Source organism: Microvirga antarctica (assembly GCF_017921815.1).
GTDB lineage: Bacteria > Pseudomonadota > Alphaproteobacteria > Rhizobiales > Beijerinckiaceae > Microvirga > Microvirga antarctica.
Map to the genome: position 1 here is coordinate 653,141 of NZ_JAGEMM010000002.1, position 17,508 is coordinate 670,648.

Consider the following 17,508-nt stretch of genomic DNA (forward strand, 5'->3'; position numbering starts at 1 on the left):
ACAGCCGAACGATCGCCTCCATGGGCGGGCCGGGCGCCGGCCAGATGACCAAGCTCATCAACAACGTGCTGACGGTGTCCAACCTCCGCAATATCGTCGAAGCGTTTGCCCTGGCGAAGGCAGCGGGGGTCGATCTGCGCGCGTTGCAAGGCGCATTGGCGCATAGCAGCGGCGGCAGCTTCATTCTTCAGGCGATCGGACACAAGATCGGGCCCGGCATCGCCGAGCACATCGCCGCCCTCAACCGCAAGGATGTACACGCGTTTGCCGAGGCGATGCGCGCGCGGGGGCTGGACCCTGCAACGATCGAGGAATGGGCCATCTCGGGGCCGGATGGACTGCCAGCATTGGTCAACGCGATGACCGTCCCGACAAGCTGAAGGCCTCAAGCCTGTATTGGCGCGTTTCAGCTGGCATCGCAATCTGCCCGCAAGTCCCGGCTGATATCGCACGCCTGCGCCGAAGTTGCGCTATATCCATCAATATGTATATTCACCAAGATGGATATAGACGCCTTCCAGACATTGGCCGACCCGACCCGTCGCAGAGTGGTCGACGCACTGAGCCGCGGCGAGCAGCAGGTGAATGACCTCGTTGCGGGCATTGGCATTCGCCAGTCGGGGGTTTCCCGTCATCTCAGGATTCTCCTCGAAGCAGGATTTGTCGTCGTGCGGCCGGAGGGGCAGCGGCGCCTTTATTCCCTGAAGCCCGACCGGTTTCGTGAACTGGACGATTGGCTTGCCACCTATCGCGGGCTTTGGGAGGCGCGGCTTGACCGCTTCGGCGCCGCACTCGAGGTCCGCCAGCAGCGTCGTGAACGCGAAACGGAGTCGGACACATGAGCAAAGACGTCGAGCCAAGCCTCATCATCGAGCGGACTTACAAGGCGGACGTTGCTGAACTCTGGGACCTGTGGACCACGAAAGACGGCTTCGAGTCGTGGTGGGGCCCCGATCAGTTCCGCGCGGACGTGATCACGATCGAGCCTCGTCAGGGCGGCGCCCTTCACTACACCATGGTGGCCGACACCCCTGAGGCGATCGCCGCCATGGAGCGCATGGGCGCACCGACATCACAAGTGTGCCGCGGGATGTTCAGGGAGTTCAAGCCCAATGATCGCCTGGTCCTGACACAGGTCATCGATTTCCTGCCCGGGGTCGCGCCCTATGACAGCACCATTGCGGTCGACTTCCTGGCAATGGCGGCCGGCACCGCGCGCATGGTCGTCACGCTGAGCCCCATGCACGATCGCCCGACCACAATCATGCAGAAGGAGGGCTTCACCAGCCAGCTGGCAAAACTCGACAGTCGCTGGCGAGCGACCGTGCCGGTCTCCAGGTCTGGCCCTCTTCGGGATGTCGAACCTTGACGTTCGAAGCAGCGATACTCTCGCGCGCAGCGTCATGGAGAGACATGGCGGCCGTGCCGCGAAACGTCGGGCGTCAGCCCTGACATCGCGGCGATCAGCTTGCTGAAGTGGTCCGGGGACCGATCATCATCGCCAGCCCACCCCCGGAGCGACGTGCTTGAGGATGGCGTCGATGACATGGACATTATAGTCGACGCCGAGCTGGTTGGGCACGGTCAAAAGCAGCGTATCTGCCTCCGCAATCGCCTCGTCCGCCTTCAGCATATCGACAAGCCTGTCCGGTTCTGCAGCGTAAGAGCGCCCGAAGATGGCGCGCATGTTGTCGATGACGCCGACCTGGTCGCTGTCCTTGTCGTGGCCGAAATATTCGCGGTCGCGGTCGTCCACAAGCGCGAAGATCGAGCGTGAGACGGAGACGCGGGGCTCGCGGACATGCCCCGCTTCCTTCCACGCTTCCCTGTAAAGGCGGATCTGCCTCGCCTGCTGGACGTGCAGGGGCTCGCCTGTCTCGTCCGCTTTCAGGGTCGAACTCTGAAGGTTCATGCCCCGCTGCGCGGCCCATACCGCGGTGGCGTTGGAGGCGGAGCCCCACCAGATACGGTCGCTCAGGCCCTCCGAATGCGGCTCGATGCGCAGCAAGCCAGGCGGGTTGGGAAACATCGTGCGTGGGTTCGGCTCGGCAAAGCGCTCGCCCTTGAGGACGTTTAGAAGCACTTCTGCGCGGCGGCGGCCCATGTCGGCGTCGCTTTGGCCCTCCTCGGGCACGTAACCGAAATAGCGCCAGCCCTCGAGGACTTGCTCAGGTGAACCGCGACTGATGCCGAGTTGGAGACGCCCTCCGCTGATCAGATCGGCCGCGCCCGCATCCTCGGCCATATAGAGAGGGTTCTCGTACCGCATGTCGATGACGGCGGTGCCGATCTCGATACGGCTCGTTTTCGCGCCGATTGCCGCCAACAGCGGGAAGGGTGAGGCGAGCTGGCGCGCGAAGTGATGGACGCGAAAGTATGCGCCGTCCGCGCCGAGTTCCTCGGCGGCCACGGCAAGGTCAATGGATTGGAGGAGGGTATCACGGGCCGACCGCGTCCGGGACTGCGGTGAGGGCGACCAGTGCCCAAATGAGAGAAAGCCGATCTTCTTCATGGAGCGATCCCGTGCAAATGCCTTCAGGCGATTCGACATGATAGCAGGCGGATTGGCTGTGCGTGCCTGAGCTGGCGCTCTCGATGGCCGATCGCCCCGACTCGCGGGCCTTTGTGGCCCAAGATTGAATCGGGCGCCTGTTCAGCGCCTGTCAGCGAACAGAGATCGCAATTTCGTGCAATAAGGCAGTGTCAAGCTGGCAACCGGGAATGAAAATCCGATGACACACCGCATGCAGGAGCTGGCGACTGAGATCATACGCCTCCAGACCGAACTTGACCGCGAGATCGAAGCTCGGCGCAAGATCCTGGGTTGGAGCATCAAAGAGCGGTTCGTCGCCTTCGAGCACGGTATTGCATTCGAACATCGTCGGTTGCGGGTGAGTGTCGCAAGCTTTTTGGCGGATTCTGGACTGGCGAAGATCATCAGCGCGCCGGTCATCTATTCCCTGATCGTGCCGATTGCCCTGCTTGATGTTTGGGCGACCATCTATCAAGAAATCTGCTTCCGAATTTATGGGATTCCGCGCGTTGCCCGACGCGACTACATCAATTTTGACAGGCGCCATCTCCGGTACCTGAACTGGATCGAGATTTTGAACTGTCTCTATTGTGGCTACTCGAACGGAGTCATCGCCTATGTTCGAGAGATCGGCAGCCGAACGGAGCAGTATTGGTGCCCAATCAAGCATGCGCTACGGGTCAGCGATCCACATCGCCGTTACCAAAGCTTCCTGGAATACGGTGATGCCGAAGGGTACCGCTCCAGGCTCGAGTCCTTTCGCAAAGCGCTCGCTGCAGATGCTTTTGCCGACGCGAAATCAATGGACTGAGTGAGGCAAGGGAGCAGGCAGAGGAGTCTGTTTGAGGCCCCCCTGGCGTGTCCACGTCATGCAAAGGGCGATCGATGGTCTGCTCCACGCGAGAAGGCATCCCTGCTGAACCGGGTCGCGGGGTGATGAGATTGCTGGGCGGGGACGAGATTGACGGGAAACGAGCTATCCGCCAAGGCGGCCCATCGGACCGCCTAACCTGACATCCACGGCCAGCGGCATGGCCTCCGTTGCGCAGCCTTGTCGTTCTCCAACGCAAGGCGCAATATGGCGGGCAGGGGGGGCATTCGCATGACGCGTGAACCTGTCAAATCTGCCGTAAGAGCACTCGATATACTCAAGCTGTTTTCGGAACTGCGCCGCGATCTCACTCAGAAGGAAATCATTCTTCGGCTGGGATATCCGCAATCAAGCGCAACCTTTCTGCTGAAGAGCCTGGTGAGCGCAGGGTATCTTTCATTCGATCGAAAACGGCGAACTTATCTGCCCGCGCCGGAGGTTTACCAGCTTGGCAAGTGGCTGGAGGATCTCGGCTATGAACAGATGTTCCGCCACGGTGTCCTGACCGAGCTGCTTGCCGACCTCAGAACCAGGACGGGCCACACGATCTCGCTCACCAGCCAGAATGACATCTTCGTTCAGTGGCACCGGATTGTCGGCGAGACTTTATCACATGATCCTCCGCTCTGCGAAGGAGCAGCGCTACCGCTCATCTGGTCTTCCTACGGTTGCGTGCTTCTGAGCCGCGAAAGCGATGCCCAGATCGATCGCGTCGTGCGCCTTATCAACGCCCGCGAACGTGTTCCGGAGTGCAAGGTCGACGTCGCTCATACGACGGCGATGCTGCGAGAGATCCGCTCCAACACCGTCTTCTACATGGTCAATACACGGCTCAACGAAGCCGCTTCGATCGCGACTGTCTTGCCGATGCGGATTGCCGGACGGCATATCGCCGTCGGGGTCGGAGGCGATCGGACACACATAACGCCTCGCCGCGACTCGATCATGCAGAGTTTGTCAGACACGCTGTCGGAATATGAGGCGGATCTTATCGCGGCGTTTCCTCGAGAGACGGAGTTCCCTGCCTTGGCTTGAGGCGTAGACGGGAGGCAAGATCAGGCACTCGCGCCTGTCTTCGCGATCGGAACCGCCTCTCCTCTGCGTCTTGTGTCGAACCTAACTCGGCAGCACGGGCCCGGCCATCCGGCCGCCATCGACCTGATACGCAGCACCCGTCACGAAACTGGCTTCATCGGAACATAGCCATGTAATGACGGTCGCGATTTCGTCTGCGGGGGCCATCCGCCCGAGCGGCGTACCGGACACGATTCCGCTGAAATCTCCGTGGTAGAGACGGTCACTCATCGGCGTATGGAAGCCGCCGGGGCACAGGATATTCACGCGGACGTTCTGCGCTCCGTATTCCAGCGCGGCCGTTCGTGTCAGCCCGAGCATGGCGTGCTTCGAAGCGATGTAGGCCGACATCATGCCGATGCCGCGGAGGGAACCGGTCGAGCCGACATTCACAATCGACCCTCCGCCCTGCGCAGCCATCACGGCGAGTTCATGCTTCATGCAAGAGAACACGCCGGTGAGGTTGACATCGATCACCCGCTGCCAATCCTCGTCGGGATAGGCATCGACCTTGTGCAACGAGCCTTCGATCCCGGCGTTGTTAACCGCGCAATCGATCCTCCCATGGCGTTGGGCGATCATCTCGATAAACGCTTTGACCTGTTCCCGATCAGTCACATCGAGGGGTGCAAAAAATGCCTGTCCTCCGGCAGCTGCGATATCGGATGCGGTCTGGCGCCCCTCATCTTCCAGAATATCGCCGATGATCACGACGTTGCCGTGGGACGCGAGCGACTGCGCGGTCGCACGTCCGAGGCCCGACGCTCCGCCGGTCACGAGACATATTTTCTGGTTGTTGAAAGTTGGCATTTCCCACCTCTTTTCGCATTCGCGGATTGTCGCGATGCCGGCTTGAATTGACGTCGCAGCGTCAGCTACGCGCGTTCGCTCAGCGCGGCGGGCGTCGCAGGTTTGAGACCCTGCAATCATTTTTCGATCGAAGGAAGCTCAGCCGTCCGCCGTCTCTGACTATTGCGCATGTGATAGAGATCGGGATCGCTTGAGGTTAGTGCTGCAACCTCTCGTCGCGAACAGACAGCCTTGTCAGAACGCGTATGCAATTTCACCCGGGGCGGCGGCGGAAAGCGGTCGACTTGCTATCGAGCACGGCTGCGCCGGTTTATGTTCACTGCAACGTATCGGTGCCCAGGGCGTTCGACGATCCGACGGCACGTCAGAGCAGATGCACTCATCGGGGTTGTCTTGGCAGCCTTCTGGGTCGAGGACAGAATGGCCGCAATGGAAAAACCAGTAACGGAAGATTGGGACTATATCGTCGTCGGTTCTGGCTCTGCGGGCTCGGTCATCGCGGCCCGCTTGTCGGAATGCGGGAGGCATCGGGTCCTGTTGCTCGAGGCGGGCGGGCCCGATCATCTGTTCTGGATGCGGGCTCCTCTCGGAACGGGTCAAATGCTGCGCCGCGAAGATGTGATCTGGCAGTACGAGACCGAGCCTAACCCAGAGCTGCGTGGCCGCCGCCTGCGCTGGCCCCGTGGCAAGACGCTTGGGGGATCGAGCTCGGTCAATGGCACGCTGTTCGTCCGCGGCGATCACTGGCACTACGACGACTGGGCCGCGCGGGGCGCAACCGGCTGGGCCTTTGACGACCTTCTGCCGTACTTCAAGAAGTTTGAGTCCTTTGCAGGCGGGGACCCGCACTGGCGTGGCAGAAACGGACCGATCTCCGTGGAACGCCTGAACGCGCGACTTCCGGTTTCGGAGGCGTTTGTCGAGGCTTGCCGACAAACCGGCCTGCCCGAAAACGAAGACTACAATGCAGCAGAGTGCTATGGCGCGAGTTTCCTGCAATACAACACGAAGTTCGGGCGCCGTCAGAGCGCCGCGGTGGGTTATCTCCGTCCTGCCAAGGGGCGCGCCAATCTAAAGATCGTGACCGACGCAATGGTCACGCAGATCAACGTCTCCGGGAACAGGGCTGACGGCGTATCCTACTCCATCGGGGGGGTCGCTCACACGGCGCGGGCGGGTCGGGAGGTCATCATTTCAGCCGGCTCGATCGGAACGCCGCACCTGCTCGAACTCTCCGGGATTGGAAACCCGGATATCCTGCGGCGGCACGGCATCGCGCCTCGCGTCGTGCTCCCGGGCGTCGGTGAGAACCTGATCGATCATCTCCAGACGCGCGTCAGTTTCGAGGCTCGCAATACGCGCGGCTTGAACGAGATCATCAGGCGGCCGTTGTACAAGTATTGGATCGGCGCGCAATTTCTGTTTTTCGGCAAGGGACTGATGACGACACCGCTGGCGACAGCGCAGGCCGTGGTGCGGTCTTCGCCCCACCTTCTGCGCCCCGACCTGAAGGTTCAACTCCATCATTTCAGCGGCAAGGACCGAATGGCCTACTCGAAGGAGCTCGGAATTGACCCGCATCCGGGGCTCACTTTCGGGGTCGTCCAGCTTTCTCCCCAATCGCGGGGAAGCCTCCACCTTTCCGGGCCGTCTTCGGACGCCCCTCCGAGCATTCGGCCAAACCAGTTGTCCCACCCGGAAGACGTGCGGGTCTTGACCGCAGGGCTTCGGCTCGCGCGACAGGTGGCCTCGCAACCTGCTCTCTCCGACTATATCGTGAAGGAACTCCGGCCGGGGCCAGATGCTGTGTCCGACCACGAACTCGTCGAGTACATTCGCGACAGTGGGCAGACCTCCTATCATCCCATCGGCACCTGCCGAATGGGGATAGATTCACAGGCCGTCGTCGATCCCCAGTTGAAGGTGCACGGCATCGAACGCCTGCGCGTCGCCGATGCCTCCATCATGCCCACGATGCCGGCATCCAATACGAACGCCGCATGCCTCATGATCGGTGAGAAGGCGGCCGCGATGATCCTGGCTGACGCGCGCTGAAGCGGGAATACGAGCGTGCGCCGATGCCCGACGTGCTCTCTTGCGGCGGCGCTGCGAGACGGGATTGCGAAATTCATATGCAATTGTCGGGTCATCCGACCCTGGACCCCTCTCGCCGCGCTCCGTTTTCATGATCTTGTGGCGCATTCGTAGGAGTTGCTGACATGGTTGCCTGCACGACAATTGCCGAGGGCTTGCGCTTTCCCGAGGGGCCGATCGTCCTGAAGGACGGGACGATCCTTCTTGTCGAGATCGAAGCCCGCACCTTGCTTCGGATCGGCCCGGACGGCGCGCGGACGGTCATCGCCCAGCTCGATGGGGGGCCCAACGGGGCCGCCCTCGGTCCGGATGGCAAGGTCTATGTCTGCAACAACGGTGGATTTGCCTGGCACGAGGATCAACTCGGTCTGCGTCCCGCCGGCGCGCCGGACGGCGATCCGGTGGGATGGATCGAGCGTGTCGATCTGGAAACCGGACATGTCGAGAAAGTCTACGACGGTGCTGGCCCTGTGAAGTTTCGAGGCCCGAACGATATTGTTTTCGACCGTTCCGGCGGCTTCTGGTTCACCGATACCGGCAAAGCGACCGCAACCGCGGTGCATCGAGGTGGGGTCTATTACGGGACGATCACGGGAGCGCCGCTGGTCACCGCCGTCCATCCCATGTGGCAGCCAAACGGCATCGGTCTCTCGCCTGATGAGGATCGGCTGTATGTGGCCGAGACAATCACCGGACGGCTTTGGGAATTCGAGATCGCCAGCCCCGGCGTGATCCGCAAGAGAGATTTTCCATCTCCTCAGGGCGGCCGACTGCTCGTGGGCCTGGCGGACTACCAGCTGCTCGATTCCCTTGCTGTCGACTCGGCTGGCAACATTTGCGTCGCCACCCTCATGAATGGCGGCATCACCGTCATTTCGCCCGATGGCACGAGCGTGGAGCATATTGCGCTCCCGGACCTCTTCGTCACCAACATCTGTTTCGGCGGGCCGGAGATGAGCACAGCCTATGTGACGCTCTCCCAGAGCGGGCGTCTTATCTCGTTCGACTGGACCCGACCCGGTTTGACGTTGAATTTCCAGCGTTAGCATCTTTGTTTCGAACGACCTCCACGCTTCGGTCCACAACGACAAGACGGTGATCACAATGGCTGCCCCAGACACGTCCTCGCGCGCAAGCGTTGCGGACAATTATGACGCCGTCATCATTGGCGCCGGCGCAGGAGGCATCTCCGCGTTGATCCACCTTCGAAACCTCGGTCTGACGTGCAGACTTTTCGAGGCAGGGGAGGGGCCTGGCGGGGCATGGTACTGGAACCGTTATCCCGGCGCCCGCTTCGATTCCGAAAGCTATTCCTACGGATTCTTCTTCTCACCGGACCTGTTTCGGGAATGGAACTGGTCGGAGCATTTCTCGGGACAGCCCGAGACGGAAGCCTATTTCAACTACGTGGTCGACCGGTTCGATCTACGCAAGGACATGCAATTTGCGACACGTGTCAGCGCCGCCCGCTTCATCGAAGGGGAAAATGTGTGGGAAGTCGCACTGGCAGACGGCACGACCTGCCGCGCGCGATGGCTGATCGCGGCGGTCGGTCCGTTGACGACGCCGCAACTCCCTCGGATTGCGGGGATTGAGTCTTACGCCGGCGAGGCCTATCACACGGCCCGCTGGCCCCATCATCCGGTCGACTTTGCGGGCAAGCGCGTCGGCGTGATCGGGACGGGGGCGTCGGGTGTTCAGGTCATCCAGGAAGTCGCGAAGACGGCCCGCCACCTGACGGTGTTTCAACGAACCGCAAACTACATGGCACCCCTCAAAAATGGGCCTGTGACGCCGGAGGAACAGACGGGAATCCAGTCCAGATACGACGAGCTCAAGGCTCGCGTCAGCTCGACATATGCGTGGTTTCTCCATTCTCCCGATCCGCGCAGCATCTTCGACTTGTCCGACGATGATCGTGAGAGGTTCTTCGAAGAGCGGTACAATGCACGCGGAATGGCGATCTGGCAGGGCAACTTTCGGGACATTCTGACCGACCGGGCCGCCAACGATCTGATCTCTGATTTTATCCGCCGCAAGATCCGGGAAAGGGTCAAGGACCCGCAGACCGCAGAAAAACTTGTGCCGAAGGACCACGGCTTTGGAACGCGCCGCGTCCCGCACGAGACAAATTACTTCGAGGTCTACAACCAGCCGAACGTGACCCTCGTCGATCTGAAAGCGACGCCGTTCGAAGTCATCGCTCCTGATGGAATTCGGACGAGCGAGGGCTTCCACGAATTGGACATGCTGATCTACGCGACAGGTTTTGACGCAGTCACCGGCGCCTTCGAGGCAATCGATATCGTGGGCGTTGACGGTCGCGAACTGAGAGCGGAGTGGAGAGACGGCCCGGTCACCTATCTCGGGCTCATGACGCCCGGCTTCCCGAATTTCTTCATGTCGGCTGGGCCCTTAAGCGCGCAGGGCAACATCCCTCGCACCTGTGAATACAACGCAGTTTGGGTCGCTGAACTCGTTCGATACATGAACGAGAACGGCTTGACTTATATCGAGCCTGACCCCGCCGCAGCTGAGCAATGGACCGCGCACGCGCGAGACGTTCAGTCGGCGTTGCTCGTCGACGAGGTCGATTCCTGGTTCACGGGCGTGAACGCGAACAGAGAGGGAAGGCTGGAACGGCGAGTCGTTCAGTATCGCGGCGGCGCCTATATCTATCGAGAGCGCTCCGAGGCCGCCATTGCAAACGGCTTCCCGGAGTTCATCAAGAAGTAAACCCAGCAACCGCGGGTCCCACGGTCCGATCACTCGAGACGAACGAACTTGCGAATGCGATATGTGATACCGTGCACATCGAGAACCGTCGCGAGATAGGATCGACCATCGTCTGCCATGCGCCGAAGCATGATGTGTTGCGCATTGCCGTTCGTTGGGTTGCGGCTCACCCGGTAATGAGTCCGCTCGTCGGTATAGACGAGGCGCACGAAGCCGTAGGGGTGGCCCACCTCGAACCGCCGTTCCCGTTCTCCGCCGCTGGCCTTGATGCGCCGCTTGAACGCTTCAAGTTCCGCTGCCGGATCGTCAGCCGTGCTGATGATCTCGCGGACAGCATAGGGCACCCATTCCTTGCCATCGTAGGGCGCTGTGTAGCCGATGCGGATCTTGGGCTGATCGCCGTAGAGGACCTCGTAGTCCTGGACACCATTCTCGATGCGTAGGGTGATCACTTCTTCACCGATCTCATCGACAACATGCTTCTTGCGCTCGTCGTCCCAGACGAACGACTCGCTACTATCGATGCCCCACGTGCCGTTGAAAGGGTCGCTCATGTGGAATTTCCTCCCGTGTGAACACGACTGCCCGCGGGCAATGTGGTGGCCGTGGTCCTGTCCGAACCGCCACATATCGTGATTTGGCCTGGCCAGAACTATAATTCAGATCGCCGGGGACAGGTGTCGATCTGGCGGATCGCAGGACGAAATCACACTGGTGATAAACCCCTCGTTTGCACGCGGTCCATTGTGTTCGCTGCCGCCGCCATCCATCAAAGTGCAGCATTGCACCCACCCGTGAAATCCAGCGAAGGTGGTTATCGCCAAAGCTGCCGTTTTGGGTGCGGACAGACTTCGACCACCGATGGGACACGAACGCCATTGCCTTTCGGCAATGGTGCGGATTGGGGGCGTTATGGATCTGGGTTTAGGCGACAAGGTGGCGGTGGTCACGGGCGCAAGCCGTGGTCTCGGGCTGGCCATTGCGACGGAATTGGCAAGTGAGGGGTGCCGCACCTTCATGGTAGCGCGCAATGAGGCGCGTCTCGAGGAGGCTGTCGCCCTCCTGCGCGCGCGGGGGCTCGACGTCCACCCGGTGTCGGGCGACGCCTGCAACCGAAACGACATTCGAGCGATCTTTGCCAAGGTGCGCGAGCAGTCCGATTCCATCGATATCCTTGTCTACAATAACGGGGGGCCACCTGATGCCCTTTTCGAGACGGCGACCGATGACGAGTTCGACGAGGCCTATAACGCTTTGGTCAAGGGATTGGCGTGGTGCGTCCGCGAGGTCGCGGACGGCATGAAAGCGAGACAATGGGGGCGCATCATCAACATGGCGTCGATCGCCGCCAAGGAGCCCCATCGTGACATCCCGCTGGTGCTTCATAACCTTGCTCGGCCTGCTGCGGTCGGATTGAGCCGGACACTCGCCAACGAATACGGCAAATTCGGCATCACCGTGAACTCGATAGCGACAGGATCCATCGACGGTGGAGAGGGCTCCTCGTTCCGCCGAACCTATCAGGCGGCGGCCGACGAGCAGGGCGTTCCAGTCGAGGAATTGATTGCCAGGCGCCTCAAGCCCGTGCCCCTTGGCAGGGCTGGGGCCCCGGAGGAAGTGGCTGCCCTTGTGGCGTTCCTTTGCTCGACGCGTGCGAACTTCATCACTGGTCAACTGACGGTCATCGATGGCGGGCGCATCAACACGCTTTTGTAATTCTATTCGCAAACTGCTGCGATGAGGCGCATGAGGCAGCGTCGCAATCTCGCTAGTCCTGCTCGCCGTTCGGCATCGCCGCCAACGATTTAACGCATATGTGTTTCTCGCCGACGCGGTTGCCACGAGGCCGCAAAAGCTGGCGCCATGTCATCGTGGATCGCTATATTAAGCTGGTCAAAAAAACAAATAATGGAAGGAGGGAATGATGCGATATTACTCTACCACCCTGGCAGCAGGGACCGCGACGATCCTTGGTCTCGTTGCAGCAATGATAGCTCCCGGTTCAGCAGCGAATGCCGCCAGTGAACCGTCGGCCGAATTGATCAAGGCTGCGAAGGCTGAGGGCACCGTTGTGTTTTACAGCGCCAATCCGGTCCCGGGCACAGAGCACGTCGCCCGGGCGTTCGAAAAGAAATACGGCATCACGGTTGAGCCGCTGGGACTTCCCGCCGGGACCCTTCTGCAGCGTTTCGCGTCCGAACTGACCGCCGGTTCCTTCAATGCGGACATCATCATTGGCGCTGGTTTCGACAACGTCGTCACCAACGACTACGGGCCTAAAGGATGGATGATCCCGATCAAGACCGCCGGCATCCCTGCGCTCGATTCAGGCAGCTACCCGGCTGACTTCCTTAACAAGAGCACTGCAACGATTGCCTACAATCCGTGGATTCTTGCCTACAACACCGACCTGGTGAAGGAAGCGGATGCCCCGAAATCCTTCGCTGATCTCGCTGACCCGAAGTACAAAGGCCTTGTCTGCATGCCAAATCCCGAGGTGGCGCTCGCCTACATCGAGATCTGGGATCGCGTTCGCGCCGAGTTCGGCGAGAAAACCCTCGCTGGTGTCGCGGCGAACAACCCGAAGGTCTACGAGAGCGCCGCTGCGGCCTCGTCTGCCCTTGGCGCGGGCGAATGCGCAATCGCCGGTCCCGTCTCCGGTCCCGGAATCGCTGCCCTGCCAAAACGAGCGCCCGTGAAGGCCCTCACACCGGCAGTCACCACAGGCACACAGATGGAATTGGGATTCATCAATCCTAAGAAGGTCGGCCATCCCAATGCCGCCAAGCTCTTCGCCCAGTACCTGCTTTCACCTGAAGGCAACGAGCAGCAGGCGACCATCGGCGACAACATCTGGGTCCTCGATCCGTCGAAGTCCCCGGCGCAGATTGCAGCATTGAAGGCGGCTCCGGACGCCGCCGACCGGAAGGAACAGGTCCTCAAGCTCCTTGGCCGCAAATGATCGTCCGGGGAGGCTTTCCACAGCCTCCCCGCCTCGACCTCTCTGGTGAAGGATAGTTGTGACTTGAAGGAAGCTCAGCGTGCTCAAGGGCAGGAGCGGGATCGTGGGGATGCTCCGGCACCGACCCTTCGCCCGTTTGTAAATCTGCGCGCCTTCAGGGGCGGATGGTTCAACGTTATCAGCGGAACCATCGGCACGGTCTTCGCAGCGATCGTTGTGTACCTCGTCGTGCGTCTCGCCCTGCGCCTCTTCTTCAATGACGGCCACTTCGACACCGATGTCTTTGCGCGTGTTCTGGCTTATCGGGACCTCTCGACCATCCTCCTCAACACAGTCGTCATCGTGACGAGCAGCATGATCCTCGCGCTTGTCATCGGTTCCTTGTTCGCCTGGCTGATGGAGCGAACGGATGCAAGAATCGATTGGCTGGCTGGGCTGCTGCCGATGTTTTCGATGATCCTCCTGCCCATCGCCGGTGCTATCGGATGGGTCTTCCTCCTCGCTCCCCAGGCCGGTTTCATCAACGGGATGTTGCGCGCGGCGCTGGGCTGGTTCGGCATCGCTGTCGCATCAGGTCCGCTGAACATCTATAGCTGGCCGGGCATCATCCTTCTCTATACTGCCTACATGATCCCCTTTGCCTTTCTGATGGTGTCGACAGGCCTTCGGAACAGCGACCCCAGCATGGAGGAGGCGGCCCGCATCAGCGGTGCATCCCTCTTTCAAACCCTCTGGCAGATCACCATTCCGGTGCTGCGGCCCAGCCTAGGCGCGGCCGCTCTCTACATTATCTGGTTCGGATTTTCGTTTTTCTCCGTTCCGGTGGTCATCGGAAACGAACTGCGTGTGAGGGTGCTGGCTGTCGAAATCGTGCGCCTTGTGACCTTCACATATCCGTCAGACGTCGCCGTCGCCATCGGGCTGAGCGTCTTCCTCGTCATCGCCCTCGGCACCGCATGGTATTTCCAGGGCCGCATCTTGCGGGCAAACCGGCACGCATCGATCGGCGGCAAGGGGCAACGGACGGCAACGCTTCGCCTCGGAAAACTTCGCGTCTGGGGGCAGACCCTGCTCATCGTCTATGCGGTGTTGACATTCGTGCTTCCGCTTCTCGCGCTCATCCTGGTCGCGCTCAACGGTTACTGGACCATCGATATCAGCTGGGGTGAATTGAACGTCGCCAATCTGTGGATGGGTGCAACCGAGAACCGCGCGGCGTCGCGTTCGCTCGTGAACAGCTTCAGCCTGGCTGTTATCGGTGCAACGATTGCGATGCTTGTCGCGGCGATTTTTTCGCTCTATCTGCGTCACGCGCATTCCCGCTGGGCACTCACGCTCGACGGAATCATCAAGCTACCGTCTGCGCTTTCGGCAATCGTGATCGGCCTCGGCTTCGTCCTCGCGTTTGCGGGTCCGCCTTTCCAGCTCGGTAACACGTACGCGATCCTGCTCCTCTGTTACGTGGTTCTTTTTCTTCCCCAGGCGACCATTTCGGCTGATGCGGCCGCAGCACAGGTCGACAAGCAGTTGTCGGAGGCATCCTGGGTTTCCGGCGCCAGAGGCGGGATGACATTTCTGCGCATCAGCCTGCCCCTCATGGTGCCGGGGTTGATAGCCGGCTGGGGGTTGCTGTTCGTCTGGATGACCGGCGAGCTCAATGCATCGATCATGGTCTCGGGCACGCGCGTTCCTGTGATCGGGTTTCAGATCCTCCAGATCTTTCAAACCGGAGGGTTCGCGGTGCTCGCGTCGCTGGCGCTGATCCTGACCGCCATCAATGTGGTGGTGCTGTCGGCGGCCCATGTTTTCGAGCGACGGATCGGCCGCGGGTCTTCCGGCCGCAATGCGGCTCTGTTCCGTGCATGAACATTCTCGACCGCAGAGCAAGCCGCGTATTTTTGAGGAAGACGCAACATGAATATGCTTGACGCCGAGACGCGGGCGGCGCGGGTTTTCTCCTCCAATAAGGGGACTGGGACCGGCGATGCACTGAAGCTGAGAGGCATCCAGAAATATTTCAAACGTCGCGATGGCACGCGGGTGCCAGCGGTGGACGGAATCGATCTTTGTGTCGCGCAAGGCGAGTTCGTCGTTCTTCTCGGGCCTTCAGGTTGCGGAAAGACGACGCTCCTGCGGTGCATCGCGGGCCTTGAATCGCCAGATCAAGGGGTCATCACGATCCATGGCGAGGAGCATTATTCGTCGGCTGACAATGTCGATTCCTCGCCGGATCGGCGAAAACTTGGAATGGTCTTTCAGTCCTATGCGCTGTGGCCCCACATGAAGGTCTTCACGAATGTGGCTTATCCGCTGCAAGTGAAGAAAGTACCCCGCGCCGAGATTCGCGAACGCGTCATGAATGTGATGCGCACGGTTGGCGTCGAGGATCTCGCGGAGCAGTTTCCAGGTCAGCTGTCGGGCGGTCAGCAGCAGCGGGTTGCCCTCGCGCGCGCGTTGGTGTCGAGCGACGGTCTTCTGTTGTTCGACGAACCACTCTCAAACGTGGACGCGAAGGTTCGCGAGCAGCTGCGGTTTGAGATCCGGCGGATGCAGCAGCAAATCGGATTTGCGGCGATCTATGTCACACACGATCAGGACGAGGCGATGGAGCTCGCCGACCGGATTGCGGTGTTGAACAAGGGCAGGGTCGCGCAACTGGATTCACCCCAAAACATCTACGACAAGCCGGCCGATCGATACGTGGCAAAATTTATCGGCGCAGCAAACGAAGTCATGGGACGGATCGTCACTCTGGGCCCGGGCGGCAGCGCCACAGTCTCCACCGATGCCGGCCCCATCACGGGCGTTCTCGGCCAGGATGATCTTGCTGTCGGCGAGGAAGTGAGCGTCATTGCTCGTCCGGAAAAGTGCCGGCTTCTGTCGGCCACGACGTCCACGGGAATCAACGAATGGGCCTTTGAGCAGGCAACCTCGTTGTTCGTGGGTGCGAACAGAAGGGTGGTCGGGCGAGCGGTTGGATGGGGGAATGCGCAGGTCCAGTTCTCGAGCAGAGAAGAGCAGCCCGTCCTTGGCACGTCCATGCGCCTCCATGTCCCGGTCGAGTTCGCCAGAATCTACCGGAAGTAACGAGCAGCGCGTGATCTGCCCCTGTTGTGGCAGCGGTCCGTGTCGGAGCGCGCTCGGTCCGTCGCATGGGGACCAGACCATGAAGCGGTCGATTATCGCAGGGATTCAATGACGAATTCGCCCCGCTCGATGATCGGATGTCCGTCCAGCGCGAGGCTGCTATTTCGAAAACAGAGTCCAAGATGCGCAGGGCTTGCATTTCGACCGCCGAAGACGACGTCGTTGTTGCTGCCAATTTCAATCTGGATGGCGCCGTAATAGCCCTCCGTATCCGCGCCACCACCTCCTGCATCCGGCGTCTGGATAAGGGGCTGAAGCCACTTTGCGCGCTGGTCGGTTCCCCAGGCCATATGTCCGGCTACAAAGGCGGCCTCGCCACCGGCCTCCTCGAGAGCCGACTTAATCAGGAACGCATCGAGTCCGCCGTCGAATGAAACGGCTCTGCCCTCTCTAAAGGTGATGACCACGGGGTCCTCAACAAGCCGCCCTAGGAAGAAACAGCAATCGCCCACGTCGAGGACGAGTTGACCCTCGAGGGTGAATTCCATTTGTGCCGATTGCGCCATGGCGGCACCCCAGAAATCGAGATGGCCGGGCTGGTCCGCCGCGCCGTAGTGAGCAAGCCCTGGCCGACCGGTCTTATCCATGACGAGATCAGTGCCGGCGTCGGACGTGATGCGAATAATCCTCGCCGCGTCAAGGAGTTCGGCACCCGCGCGCGTGCGCCGGCGAACCTCGGGATCAGCCTTCAACCGTTGCATGACGTGAATGGGTTGCATAACGCACAGCACGCGGGTCCCTGCATCGAGTGCAGCGCGGATTTCCGGCCGATAATGCAACGTATGAGACGTCATATATACGATCAGGTCGGCCTCCCGCCATGAACTCGCGAGGGACTTCGTCGGCAGCAGTCGATCGGTCGGAAAGACCAACTGATAGGCCTGCGCCCCCAGCGCGTGCGCAGCGCCCATGCAAGCAGCCGCGTAGGCCGGGTTCCAGGCGGTGTCGGTGATGCAGAGGCAGAGCTCTTCCGGGCGAAGCCTGCACATCTCAAGCTGATGCCGAAAGAGATCCACCAACTCGACAGCCATCGCGTGGCTGGTATAGCTGCGTCCGTAGGGCATGCCGGGCTCTTCGTTCAACGATGTGATACGGACGCGGACCGAACAGGATCACTGAACGGTCCTGTGCTCCGCAACGAGTTTTGAACGATAGTACAGAAAGGATCGCGTTACCGAAAGCGCGCTTGCGTTCGGTCTGCCGCGCGCATCGGCAAGGACCGTTGCGTTTCTGCCGCGAAGTCATACGACCCGCGGCACGACTGGGTTCCATGCTGTCGCA

The 17,508-nt window shown here is 60.7% G+C and carries 16 protein-coding genes; 12 read left to right on the forward strand and 4 right to left on the reverse strand.

The annotated features are described in order from the left end of the window. The first annotated feature begins 44 nt into the window (after positions 1-44). The 3 genes from J4G32_RS10375 (at position 45) to J4G32_RS10385 (ending at position 1,369) form a co-directional block, all read left to right on the forward strand. On the forward strand, positions 45-380 hold the full coding sequence (locus J4G32_RS10375; RefSeq protein WP_210490194.1) for an NAD-binding protein: 336 nt from the start codon (positions 45-47) through the stop codon (positions 378-380). A gap of 120 nt (positions 381-500) precedes the next feature. Beyond that, on the forward strand, positions 501-842 hold the full coding sequence (locus tag J4G32_RS10380) for an ArsR/SmtB family transcription factor (protein ID WP_210490198.1): 342 nt from the start codon (positions 501-503) through the stop codon (positions 840-842). Further along, on the forward strand, positions 839-1,369 hold the full coding sequence (locus J4G32_RS10385) for an SRPBCC family protein (protein WP_210490203.1): 531 nt from the start codon (positions 839-841) through the stop codon (positions 1,367-1,369). The genes J4G32_RS10380 and J4G32_RS10385 overlap by 4 nt, the downstream gene beginning before the upstream one ends. Before the next feature lie 126 nt (positions 1,370-1,495). On the opposite strand, the gene J4G32_RS10390 is transcribed toward J4G32_RS10385, so the two are convergent. After that, positions 1,496-2,512: an LLM class flavin-dependent oxidoreductase gene (locus tag J4G32_RS10390; protein ID WP_210490207.1), complete on the reverse strand. Its 1,017-nt coding sequence runs from the start codon at positions 2,510-2,512 to the stop codon at positions 1,496-1,498. A 220-nt stretch (positions 2,513-2,732) separates the two neighbouring features. Here J4G32_RS10390 and J4G32_RS10395 point away from each other — a divergent pair, with 220 nt between their 5' ends. Next, positions 2,733-3,344 (forward strand): hypothetical protein, encoded by a 612-nt coding sequence (locus J4G32_RS10395; RefSeq protein ID WP_210490214.1) that lies wholly within the window; start codon positions 2,733-2,735, stop codon positions 3,342-3,344. Positions 3,345-3,584: 240 nt separating this feature from the next. Next, positions 3,585-4,439, forward strand: a complete 855-nt coding sequence (locus J4G32_RS10400) for a helix-turn-helix domain-containing protein (RefSeq protein WP_210490221.1) — start codon at positions 3,585-3,587, stop codon at positions 4,437-4,439. 81 nt (positions 4,440-4,520) lie between these two features. On the opposite strand, the gene J4G32_RS10405 is transcribed toward J4G32_RS10400, so the two are convergent. After that, positions 4,521-5,288: an SDR family NAD(P)-dependent oxidoreductase gene (locus J4G32_RS10405; RefSeq protein WP_210490233.1), complete on the reverse strand. Its 768-nt coding sequence runs from the start codon at positions 5,286-5,288 to the stop codon at positions 4,521-4,523. A 429-nt stretch (positions 5,289-5,717) separates the two neighbouring features. Between J4G32_RS10405 and J4G32_RS10410 the strand changes: the two genes are divergently transcribed. From J4G32_RS10410 to J4G32_RS10420, 3 genes are all read left to right on the forward strand, one after another. After that, positions 5,718-7,343, forward strand: coding sequence for a GMC family oxidoreductase (locus tag J4G32_RS10410; RefSeq protein ID WP_210490242.1), 1,626 nt, complete (start codon positions 5,718-5,720; stop codon positions 7,341-7,343). A gap of 164 nt (positions 7,344-7,507) precedes the next feature. Then, positions 7,508-8,428: an SMP-30/gluconolactonase/LRE family protein gene (locus J4G32_RS10415; protein ID WP_210490244.1), complete on the forward strand. Its 921-nt coding sequence runs from the start codon at positions 7,508-7,510 to the stop codon at positions 8,426-8,428. Between the two features lie 58 nt (positions 8,429-8,486). Continuing rightward, the gene (locus tag J4G32_RS10420) at positions 8,487-10,118 is read left to right on the forward strand and encodes a flavin-containing monooxygenase (RefSeq protein WP_210490252.1); all 1,632 of its coding nucleotides are present in this window, start codon (positions 8,487-8,489) and stop codon (positions 10,116-10,118) included. Positions 10,119-10,147: 29 nt separating this feature from the next. On the opposite strand, the gene J4G32_RS10425 is transcribed toward J4G32_RS10420, so the two are convergent. Further along, positions 10,148-10,672 carry a hypothetical protein gene (locus tag J4G32_RS10425; protein WP_210490258.1) on the reverse strand — a complete coding sequence of 175 codons (525 nt, stop codon included), beginning with the start codon at positions 10,670-10,672 and terminating at the stop codon, positions 10,148-10,150. Between the two features lie 358 nt (positions 10,673-11,030). Here J4G32_RS10425 and J4G32_RS10430 point away from each other — a divergent pair, with 358 nt between their 5' ends. From J4G32_RS10430 to J4G32_RS10445, 4 genes are all read left to right on the forward strand, one after another. Continuing rightward, the gene (locus J4G32_RS10430; RefSeq protein ID WP_210490268.1) at positions 11,031-11,834 is read left to right on the forward strand and encodes an SDR family oxidoreductase; all 804 of its coding nucleotides are present in this window, start codon (positions 11,031-11,033) and stop codon (positions 11,832-11,834) included. A 208-nt stretch (positions 11,835-12,042) separates the two neighbouring features. Continuing rightward, positions 12,043-13,080 (forward strand): ABC transporter substrate-binding protein, encoded by a 1,038-nt coding sequence (locus J4G32_RS10435; RefSeq protein WP_210490281.1) that lies wholly within the window; start codon positions 12,043-12,045, stop codon positions 13,078-13,080. A 63-nt stretch (positions 13,081-13,143) separates the two neighbouring features. Next, positions 13,144-14,946, forward strand: coding sequence for an ABC transporter permease (locus J4G32_RS10440; RefSeq protein ID WP_210490288.1), 1,803 nt, complete (start codon positions 13,144-13,146; stop codon positions 14,944-14,946). 48 nt (positions 14,947-14,994) lie between these two features. Then, positions 14,995-16,167, forward strand: a complete 1,173-nt coding sequence (locus J4G32_RS10445; protein WP_210490290.1) for an ABC transporter ATP-binding protein — start codon at positions 14,995-14,997, stop codon at positions 16,165-16,167. A 92-nt stretch (positions 16,168-16,259) separates the two neighbouring features. On the opposite strand, the gene J4G32_RS10450 is transcribed toward J4G32_RS10445, so the two are convergent. Continuing rightward, positions 16,260-17,291 carry a 2,5-dihydroxypyridine 5,6-dioxygenase NicX family protein gene (locus J4G32_RS10450; RefSeq protein ID WP_210490298.1) on the reverse strand — a complete coding sequence of 344 codons (1,032 nt, stop codon included), beginning with the start codon at positions 17,289-17,291 and terminating at the stop codon, positions 16,260-16,262. Positions 17,292-17,508: the final 217 nt, after the last annotated feature.